Raw genomic sequence first — 9,159 nt, 5'->3', positions numbered from 1 at the left:
GACAAGGCAATGCCCATATGCTTAGCTGTGTTGGTTCAGAGCGGATAAATCGTGAACATTATGCGCCTTGTATATAACAAAATAATGGTCCTTACAGCAGTAGCTTCGCTGCTGTTTTCCTGTGTGGAAAAACAGAACTTTGATCAATATGATGATCTGAATATAACCCCTGAAATTACTTCCAGTCTCGTCTATGTGGAGTCTCCTGAGGAATACATCAACAATCAGGCAGGAGTTGATTTCTATACACAGGATTTCAATTTTGATGCGTTTAACGAGGCTTTCTTTGCCGATAGGGTACTGGAAGGTTCCATCACCTACCAGGTTGAGAATACCACAAGTAAGCGCCTTGAAATCACCCTGAATTTCCTAGATGACGCCGGAAATGTGCTAGATACAGAAGTATTTGCGATTGAACCCGCGCCTACGGCAGTGCTGACCCGGGAAATTTTCTACGGCGGGGCCACAGGCAGGAGTTTGGATATCGTAAGAAATACTTCCGGGATACGTGTTTCCGGAAGGAACCTGGGCGATACCACCAGCGTCTCCAGCCTACCAGATCCAAAAATAATCTTACGCTCCAGTGCCAGGTTTAGGATACGTCTCAAATGAACCTGAAATATCATATTTTTTCATTTTTCTTGCTGACTGTTTTGGGCTCATTTGCACAGAACAAACAGCTGTTATATGATTTTAACGAGGTCCCGCAGGCGCTTTTATTGAATCCCGGTTTGGAAACTTCGTATAACTGGTATGCCGGGGTCCCAATGCTCTCGGGTATTTTTGTACAGGCCGGAACCAGCGGTTTATCCGTGCACGATATTTTTGCCGATGACGGCCTGGATATAAATGACAAAGTACGGGACCGTGCCATATTTGGTCTGGGTACCCGGGACAATCAGAGTCTTACCAATCAGATCGAGATCTTCAGCGGTGGTTTCCGCGGAAAAAACAGGCCCCGGGACTTTTACTCCTTCGGAATGTATGGGGAACTGGACCTCATCAATTACTGGCCAAGGGATCTGGCTATTCTGGCCTATGAAGGTAATGCGAACCGAATCGGCCAGCGTTTTGATCTCAGTCACTTGAAAACACGTGGGGAGCTGCTCAATGTGATCCATTTTGGTATTAACCGTCAGTTAAACCGAGAACTTACTGTTGGGGCACGGGCAAAACTCTATTCGAGTATCTTAAATTTTACATCAACAAGGAACGACGGATATTTCCTTACCCGGGAAGGTCAGAATAATTTGCTGACCAACATCATGGTGGCGGATATGAGTCTCCGGACCTCTGGTCTACGGGAGTTAACAGATGCGGCTGACGGAGAGGTGGCAGATATAAGTAGTACGATTATAGGCAGGGGACTGCTTGGCGGGGATCTGGGACTGGGACTGGATCTGGGTTTTACCTATCATCTGGATGAACAGACGGTAATCACGGGGAGTATCCTGGACCTGGGATTCGTCTATCACACTACTGATGTGGAAAACTACAGCCTTACAGGGAGGGCTGCCAATGAAGGGGTGGAGGTAATTTTACCCAATGCCCTGGTTGACCCCAATGCTGACTTTTGGCAGGAGCTGGTCGATGAAATAGAAGCTCTGGTTCCTTTTGAGGATGACGACAGGAATTATATCACCTTTAGGCCAACCAAGCTCTACGGGAGTCTAAAATACAGTTGGGGAATACCCAGCGGGGGAGGGGATATGGATTGTGATTGCACAATAACCACTTCGGCGCGCCCACAACGCAATCAATACCTCAATAGTGTTGGGGGGCAGTTGTTCATGGTAAATCGCCCCAGGGGCCCTCAGATGGCCTTGACGGCGTTCTACCAGCGAAGGCTGGGCAATGTACTCGCTTTGCGATCTACTTACACGGTTGACAAGTATTCACTGACCAACATTGGTTTGGGTTTGAGCCTGCAGGCAGGTCCGGTAAATCTTTACCTGATGGCAGACAATTTGCTCGCTTACCAAAACCTTGCGGCGGCCCATACCGCTTCTTTTCAGTTCGGATTAAATATCCTATCTTGGGGCGATAACTAAGCCCTTATGCGTTCAAAATATCTTCTTTTTCTGGTCCTGTTTGTTGGAGTGATGACCAGTAATGCCCAGGAAGCACTTTCTGCCTACAAATACGTAATTGTACCTACCAAATTTGATGGATTTAGGAAGCAAAACCAATATCAGACCAGTACCCTCATTAAATATTTACTCGTTGAACGTGGTTTGAATGCAGTGTACGAGGATGACCTGCCTCTTGATCTGTACCAGGACAAATGCCTGGGAGTTAAGGCCCTTCTGGTAAACGAATCCGGGACCTTTACAACAAAAGCGCATATCGAGTTCCAGGATTGCCAGTTGCAGGAGGTATACCGGACAAAAACGGGCAGTAGTAAGATCAAGGATTTTAAGGGGGCTTTTCAGGAAGTGATCAGGGAAGCAATGGGATCCCTTAACAATTACAACTACACCTATTCGCCAAAGGAGGAAAAGGAAACCGTTACCGTATCTTTTAAGGACGATGTGAAAAGCCTGGATGAGGCTAATGATCAGGTAAAGGTTAAGAAGGAAAGTAGTGCTGAGGAAACCTCCAAAATGGAAGCGCCAGAAAAAGAAATACTACCTCACAAAGAAACTATTGAAATACAGCAGGAATCTGTTCCAACAGAGAATATTGAGGAAGACCTCACCTGGTACGCCCAGGAAATCCCCAATGGTTTCCAATTGGTAGACAAGAGCCCGAAAGTACGGCTAAAGTTGTATCGCACCCAACAGGAGGGCGTCTATCTCGCCGAAGGGGAATCCCTGAATGGTGTTGTCTATAGTGAAGGGGGCACCTGGTACCTGGACTATTACCAGGAAGGCAAGTTGGTGCATAAGCCCTTGAAACTAAAGTTTTAGTACTTATACCTCCCTTTCCATTTCTTCCCCAGGGCCTCACGTATGGCTTTTTCCCTTTTGTTTTCGCCAGGTTCATAGAAAGCATTGCCATCAAGAGATTCCGGTAAAAAATCTGAATCTATAAAGTTGCCCTGGAAATCGTGGGCATACTGGTAGTTTTTACCATAGCCCAGGTCTTTCATCAGTTGGGTTGGCGCATTGCGCAAATGCAAGGGGACCGACAAATCTCCCGTTTCCGACACGGTTTGCTGTGCCTTGTTGATGGCCATATAGGCTGAGTTGCTTTTAGGGGAGGTCGCGAGGTACAAAGCGCACTGGCTTAGGATAATCCTCGCTTCCGGATAACCTACTGCAGTTACCGCCTGGAAGGTGTTATTTGCAATTACAAGAGCGGTGGGATTGGCCAGGCCGATATCTTCAGATGCCAGGATAAGCATTCGTCTTGCGATGAATTTTACATCTTCGCCCCCGGCAATCATTCGTGCCAACCAATATACAGCTGCATTGGGATCGCTCCCCCGGATCGATTTTATAAAGGCCGAGATAATATCGTAATGCTGCTCTCCTACCTTGTCGTAAAGCACGGTGTTCTTCTGAACCTTAGACATGACCATTTCATCTGTGATATGAATGGTTTCCGACTCTTCTGAGGTGACGACCAGTTCAAAAATATTCAGCAGTTTCCTGGCGTCTCCACCCGAAAGCCGCAAAAGGGCTTCAGTTTCTTCTAAGGTAATCCGAAGCTTTTTCAAAAGCTCATCTTCTTGTAAGGCACGTTTTAGGATTGCTTCTAAATCTTCTTTACCAAAGGGGTTAAGGGTGTACACCTGACATCTGGACAACAAGGCGGGAATCACCTCAAAACTGGGATTTTCGGTGGTTGCTCCGATAAGGGTAACCCATCCCTTTTCAACAGCACCCAAAAGGGAATCCTGCTGGGATTTGCTAAACCTGTGAATTTCATCAATGAAGAGGATGGGATTTTTTGTGGTAAACAATCCCCCTTGCTCCTTAGCTTTGGAGATTACCTCCCTAACGTCCTTTACGCCACTGCTGATGGCGCTCAGGGTATAAAATGGCCTGTCACTTTCCTCTGCAATAATATTGGCCAGGGTAGTTTTTCCTGTTCCCGGTGGTCCCCAAAAGATGAGCGATGGGATCGTGCCCCGTTTTATTTGGCGCGTTAAGGACCCCTTGTCTCCCACGAGGTGACTTTGACTGATATATGCTTTTAGCGTTTTGGGACGAACACGATCTGCTAGTGGCTGACTCATATCATAAAAGTAAAATAAAATGTAATTTCGGGTTATGACAGAAGATCGATATTTCAAATTTACCTACGCGGTACTCCTGGTTCCTCTGTTTTCTCTGTTGTTGATTTGGACGATTTTCTGGGTAGAGGTGCGCTTTCGCATCAATTTAAACGACCTTGGGATTTATCCCCGAACCGTTGCCGGCCTGAAGGGGGTAGTATTTAGCACCTTTATTCACAGTTCCTTATCTCATCTTTACAATAATTCCCTGCCTATTGTTATCCTCAGTGCCGCCCTGGTCTTTTTCTACAGGAGGGTGGCCTGGAAAGTGGTTGTTTTCGGGATCCTGGCGTCGGGGCTTCTTACCTGGCTTATCGGCAGGCCTTCATACCATATTGGGGCCAGCGGACTGATCTATGTGATGGCCAGTTTTATTTTTTTCAAAGGGGTGTTCACAAAACACTACCGGCTGGTAGCCCTATCCCTGATCGTCGTGTTTGTTTACGGGAGTATGCTCTGGTATATTTTCCCCGTAAAAGACGGCATTTCCTGGGAAGGACATTTGGCCGGGTTTTTAACCGGAATTGCCCTTGCTTATATCTTAAAGGCTGAAGTCCCTCAGGTGAAAAAGTACAGCTGGGAACGCGAGGATTTTGAAGAAGAAGAGGATGAATTTCTGAGGCATTTTGACGAAGATGGCAATTTCATCGAAAATCCTGATATATCTGATGGCAAGAATAAAGTGGAGATCAGGTATCACTACCGAAAAAAAAGCCCGGATCCCAGGGAAGACACTTAAATAACTCGTATTTAGGACCGGTACGGTACTCAGAAAATACTGCGCTGTCTGACAGCTTCAAACAAGAAGACCCCGCAGGCTACTGAGACGTTGAGGGAGGCAATATCCCCTTCCATCGGAATCCTGGCGAGGTGGTCAACCGTTTTGAGCAGGGCAGGGGAGATCCCTTTGTCTTCAGCCCCCATAATGATGGCGAGGGGTTTATTCAGGTCCAGTTCGTAGAGCGATTGTTTGCTTTTTTCGCTAGCTGCCACTACTTCCACTCCGGAAGCCTGAAGATAGTATACCGCATCTTTTAAATGGGTCACTTTTGCTATAGGAATATTAAACACAGCCCCTGCAGAGGTCTTTACGGTATCAGCAGTCACAGGCGCCGATCCTGAACTCAGGATTACGATACCGTCCACGCCCGTACAAACGGCGGTTCTGATAATGGCACCAAAATTTCTGACATCAGACACCCGGTCCAGCAACAGGAAAAGGGGGGCATCCTTTTCTTCCACCACTGTATTTACAAGGTTTTCAAAATCCTGAAAAGATACAGGGGAAATGGTAGCGATAACCCCCTGGTGATTTTTGCCGGATACCCGGTTAAGCTTTTCAACGGGGACGAAAGAGTGGCTAATCCCACGGTCGCGCAGGAGGTCTTCAAGTTCTTTGATCAAATCCCCGCGCAGGCCTTTTTGGATAAGGACCTTATTTATGGATTTTTCCGCAGAAATGGCTTCCATCACTGCCCTGATACCGTAAATGAGATGCTCCTTTGCCATGATTTTTGGATATACCGCTCAGCGAAAATATCCTGTAATTTTTTAAATGTGGTCAGCGAATTTACAATCCGAGTGCCGTAATTTCCGGGGCGTCCTTGTTGTAGTGATATCCCCTCCAGTAAAAACCAGGTGCAGAATACTTCCATACAACCTCCCCCTCTCGGGTTACCTCCCACAATCCAAAGTCTCCTTCCGTGATCAAAACATTACCATTGGGCAGATTAACAGCCCCGGATACTTTTGGGGCGTATAAATCAGGATGGGTAAATGACCAGGTGACCTGGGGTTCATTGTTGGTGTCGGGCAGCAGGGAAAAATCGTTAGGCAGCTGCAACTCATAGACTGTTGATTGATCCAAACCGTTCCCATTAGAATAGATCAGCATCTTATCCCTGTTCTCCCCAAAAAGGTTGGGAAAATGATTGTTGTAAAACAGTCGGTTTCCGGCAGTGTTCCTATAGGCAGCTGGATTCCCAAAGCGATACAGCAGATCGCCCCCCTTGTTGTAATTACCTCCTTCGTGCCCTGTCGCTTCCTCAGTACTCGTGCTGTGATCAATAACCCAGACCTCGTGGTAGAAATTGACACTGATGTAAATCACATCTCTAATGGGATCATAGGCGATGGCATTCGCGTGCATAATATCGCCATCTTCCTGGGGTACAAAGTTCAGGTCAATGAGCTCGGGATGTTCACTGACGTTTCCGAAATTCTCCTTGCTGTCATCATGGTCCTGGATTAGGTGGTCCCAGGCATGCCATTCCCATACTATGGAATTGGTTGAGGGGTCTACTTCTATTACGGCTTCCGGGTACACGTCGATCCCAAGGTTGGATCCGGCGTTTTCAGCTTCCACTGCGGTTCTTCTTTCCCAGACCAATGCGATAACGTTGCCATTTGGGAGCATCTCCACATCGTGATGGGTCTCCGCTTCCTCGGAGGAATAGTCGAAGTTCCAGCTAACGTTACCGTCTTTATCTGTGATTTGCAGTTTTCCGCCCTGCCCGCCAAAGGTGATCTTGGGAGTTTCAGCTTCCAGAGAAGCCAGCAAACGCTGGTCGGGTAACCAGACGACGTCGTTGCCAATATTGGAATTCAATGGCCATTCATAGAGGATATCCCCTTGTTTATTGATCAAATACACCCGGTTGCTACCGGCATTATTGATCAGTACGTAGTTGTCGTCTACCAAAGACCTGTTTAAAAATTCTACAGTAACCGTTCCGGAACCAGAATCTCCATCTCCGGAACCTGAGGAGCCATCTGAATCATCATCCTGTGCATCGGGATCACCTAATACTTCCTCAGTTCCCTCTTCTTCAGGTAGTTCAGTGGTGTCTTTTTCGCAGGAAGTCAAAAGTACACTACCAAAAAGAAGGATCAGCAAACATATTTTCTCTTTCATGGCCAGATTTTTAAGATAGCTTCCTCTTATTCCTTAGAGGGCATCTTCGTTCAAAAAACGAACAGCCTGAATGAGGTCGTACTCCTTTTTGATGTTGAGTTTGTTCTCCTTCAGGTAGTCCTGGAGGCCGTCCCGCATTTCCTGTGGTAGCATACCGAGCAACTTCTTGTTCTTTAACTCAATTTCGTCAACCCGGTTCTCCCCTTCTATTTCAAGGTAATATTCCGTGTAGGGGGTAAACTTGTTGGGTACTGCCTGCACAAAGGAATTTTGGGCTTTCTTTCCTTCTGTATATTTCACATGCTGTCGCTTATACAGATTGATAGTACCATCCAGGTTTAAACGGGTTAAATAGCCGTTAAGTGTTTTTCCATCTTTATCAATAAAGGTTTTAAAGGAGGTTTTTTTACCGTCTACGAGAAAGGCAATTTTTTTGTCCTTGCCCAGGGCACGGATGCCTTCACTTTCAGTGTTTTCCAGTTTGATTTCAATTTCCTGGTTGAGGGCATTATAGCGGTAAAAGAGCTCTCCCAAATTTTCCTCTTCGTAGAACAAAGTGGTTTTCTGGAATTCGTCATGGGTGTACGGGGACCCTTTAAAATCTTCGAGATTAAAGGACCTTTTACTTAAGGCATCCGCAACCGGGCCCAAAAGGCCTTGAATCTGGGCTGTACTGCCCGCATTGGCCCCACCAGCGGACATATTGGTGGCTACCTGCCCCGAATATTGTGCACAAAGCGGGATGGCAAAAAGAAGGGTAAATATTTTTAAAAGTGACTTTTTCATTTTATGGTGTATTTAAATGTTATGTATAATCAATCTATTCTGTAAAGTAATGAATTATCATTGTTCCGGGCTACCCAAAGCAGTTTTTTTTCGCCTAGCTGTACCAGTTCCATGTCTTTGACATTTCCGCGTAAATAGAGCCCTGTTTTGTCTTGCGGGAGGGATTTATAGCCCTTGTCCTTATCAGATAGCAGTACAACTCCGGAGACGGCATCAAGCCTCGGGGTTTCCACTTCGGTTTCATAGATATTACCACCCAGGATCAGGTCTTCGTAACCATCGGCATTCACATCCATGGTGTTTATCGCCATTACTGGGAATTGCTGTGCTTCCACAGGCAGGTAAATTTTCTCAAACTGCATGCCTCCTTTGTTCAACAGCAGCACTGACCTGAATTCTGTAACGGACTTGCTATAGGAAGCTTCCAGTTTTTCCCCATAAACATCGAGGAGCGTAGCGTTGGCGAATTCTTTATAGGTTTTGTACTTGTCGGCAATAAAGGGCATTTGTTGTGAAGAGCATTCCCTTCCCCTTACCGGGACATATTCGCCCTGGTATTTTTTACTTAGTACAACATCATTGGTGCCATTGTCGTCAAAGTCCGTGGCATAGACCAAAAAGGGTTTCTCCGCAGTGGCCTTGAATTTCAGGTTCAATCCGGCATTTCCAAGGATATAATCCGGTTGGCCATCATTGTTCACATCGGTTTCTGCAATTGAAAACCACCAGCCTTCTTCCTGTGGCAAGCCAGTCTCAGCCGCTGAGAGCTGGAAGGTTCCCTCTACATTTCTGAAAAAACCGGGGCGGTTCCATTCCCCCACCACAATCAGGTCTTCCCATCCGTCCTGATCAAAATCAGTCACGAGCAGGTCGTTGACAATGCCAAAATCCTGGAATTCAGGGGCAATTTCTTCCGTACTCGCTACCAATGCACCACCGTTATTGATGTACACAACTGAAGGTGCATGCCTGGGGTAGTTCTTGGGAATGATGCGGTTTCCTACCACGATATCTTGGTCGCCATCCTGATCCACATCCAGGGCAACAACCGTCTTTCCGCTTTGGGCAAATCCCACAAGAGCCGGGCTTTCTTTTCGCGTAAACCTGCCTGCCCCGTCATTCAGGTAAATCCGGTCCTCATAGAGTGAGGAATAGGGCTCAAATTCATTACCTCCGCTAACCACGTAGAGGTCCAGGTCATTGTCCCCGTCCAGGTCGAAAAAGGTAGCATCCATAT

9 protein-coding genes are annotated in these 9,159 nt (G+C 46.6%); 4 read left to right on the top strand and 5 right to left on the bottom strand.

From position 1 onward, the window contains the following. Nucleotides 1-60: 60 nt before the first annotated feature. From AC4E7D_RS07565 to AC4E7D_RS07555, 3 genes are read left to right on the top strand one after another with little or no spacing between them, the layout of a single operon-like run. Complete coding sequence (locus tag AC4E7D_RS07565) at nt 61-612, top strand: hypothetical protein (RefSeq protein WP_490173205.1); 552 nt, start codon at nt 61-63, stop codon at nt 610-612. Further along, a complete protein-coding gene (locus AC4E7D_RS07560; protein ID WP_490173204.1) occupies nt 609-2,051 on the top strand; it encodes a DUF5723 family protein in 1,443 nt (480 codons plus the stop codon). The genes AC4E7D_RS07565 and AC4E7D_RS07560 overlap by 4 nt, the downstream gene beginning before the upstream one ends. A gap of 6 nt (nt 2,052-2,057) precedes the next feature. Then, nucleotides 2,058-2,909 carry a hypothetical protein gene (locus AC4E7D_RS07555; protein ID WP_490173203.1) on the top strand — a complete coding sequence of 284 codons (852 nt, stop codon included), beginning with the start codon at nt 2,058-2,060 and terminating at the stop codon, nt 2,907-2,909. Here the strand turns inward: AC4E7D_RS07555 and AC4E7D_RS07550 are convergent. Next, entirely contained in the window at nt 2,906-4,183 is a 1,278-nt protein-coding gene (locus AC4E7D_RS07550; RefSeq protein WP_490173202.1) for a replication-associated recombination protein A, read from the bottom strand. The genes AC4E7D_RS07555 and AC4E7D_RS07550 overlap by 4 nt on opposite strands. A gap of 34 nt (nt 4,184-4,217) precedes the next feature. Here AC4E7D_RS07550 and AC4E7D_RS07545 point away from each other — a divergent pair, with 34 nt between their 5' ends. Continuing rightward, on the top strand, nt 4,218-4,961 hold the full coding sequence (locus AC4E7D_RS07545) for a rhomboid family intramembrane serine protease (RefSeq protein ID WP_490173201.1): 744 nt from the start codon (nt 4,218-4,220) through the stop codon (nt 4,959-4,961). A 29-nt stretch (nt 4,962-4,990) separates the two neighbouring features. Here AC4E7D_RS07545 and rlmB read toward each other — a convergent pair whose 3' ends face one another. The 4 genes from rlmB to AC4E7D_RS07525 all read right to left on the bottom strand — a co-directional run. Continuing rightward, nucleotides 4,991-5,731 carry a 23S rRNA (guanosine(2251)-2'-O)-methyltransferase RlmB gene (rlmB, locus tag AC4E7D_RS07540; RefSeq protein WP_490173200.1) on the bottom strand — a complete coding sequence of 247 codons (741 nt, stop codon included), beginning with the start codon at nt 5,729-5,731 and terminating at the stop codon, nt 4,991-4,993. Nucleotides 5,732-5,792: 61 nt separating this feature from the next. Further along, nucleotides 5,793-7,136, bottom strand: a complete 1,344-nt coding sequence (locus AC4E7D_RS07535) for an aryl-sulfate sulfotransferase (RefSeq protein ID WP_490173199.1) — start codon at nt 7,134-7,136, stop codon at nt 5,793-5,795. Nucleotides 7,137-7,169: 33 nt separating this feature from the next. Further along, complete coding sequence (locus tag AC4E7D_RS07530) at nt 7,170-7,922, bottom strand: hypothetical protein (protein WP_490173198.1); 753 nt, start codon at nt 7,920-7,922, stop codon at nt 7,170-7,172. A 29-nt stretch (nt 7,923-7,951) separates the two neighbouring features. Beyond that, nucleotides 7,952-9,159: FG-GAP repeat domain-containing protein (locus AC4E7D_RS07525; protein ID WP_490173197.1), on the bottom strand; the 1,208-nt coding region annotated here is incomplete at its 5' end.

Source organism: Lentiprolixibacter sp. (assembly GCF_982873095.1).
The sequence above is the reverse complement of the archived record's forward strand: the minus strand, read 5'-3'. Positions and strand labels throughout refer to the sequence as shown.

Coding starts and splice junctions, on each gene's coding strand:
- AC4E7D_RS07565 (WP_490173205.1), top strand. CDS start 61: ATGCGCCTTGTATATAACAAAATAATGGTCCTTACAGCAGTAGCTTCG.
- AC4E7D_RS07545 (WP_490173201.1), top strand. CDS start 4,218: ATGACAGAAGATCGATATTTCAAATTTACCTACGCGGTACTCCTGGTT.
- AC4E7D_RS07560 (WP_490173204.1), top strand. CDS start 609: ATGAACCTGAAATATCATATTTTTTCATTTTTCTTGCTGACTGTTTTG.
- AC4E7D_RS07555 (WP_490173203.1), top strand. CDS start 2,058: ATGCGTTCAAAATATCTTCTTTTTCTGGTCCTGTTTGTTGGAGTGATG.
- AC4E7D_RS07535 (WP_490173199.1), bottom strand. CDS start 7,136: ATGAAAGAGAAAATATGTTTGCTGATCCTTCTTTTTGGTAGTGTACTT.
- rlmB (WP_490173200.1), bottom strand. CDS start 5,731: ATGGCAAAGGAGCATCTCATTTACGGTATCAGGGCAGTGATGGAAGCC.
- AC4E7D_RS07550 (WP_490173202.1), bottom strand. CDS start 4,183: ATGAGTCAGCCACTAGCAGATCGTGTTCGTCCCAAAACGCTAAAAGCA.
- AC4E7D_RS07530 (WP_490173198.1), bottom strand. CDS start 7,922: ATGAAAAAGTCACTTTTAAAAATATTTACCCTTCTTTTTGCCATCCCG.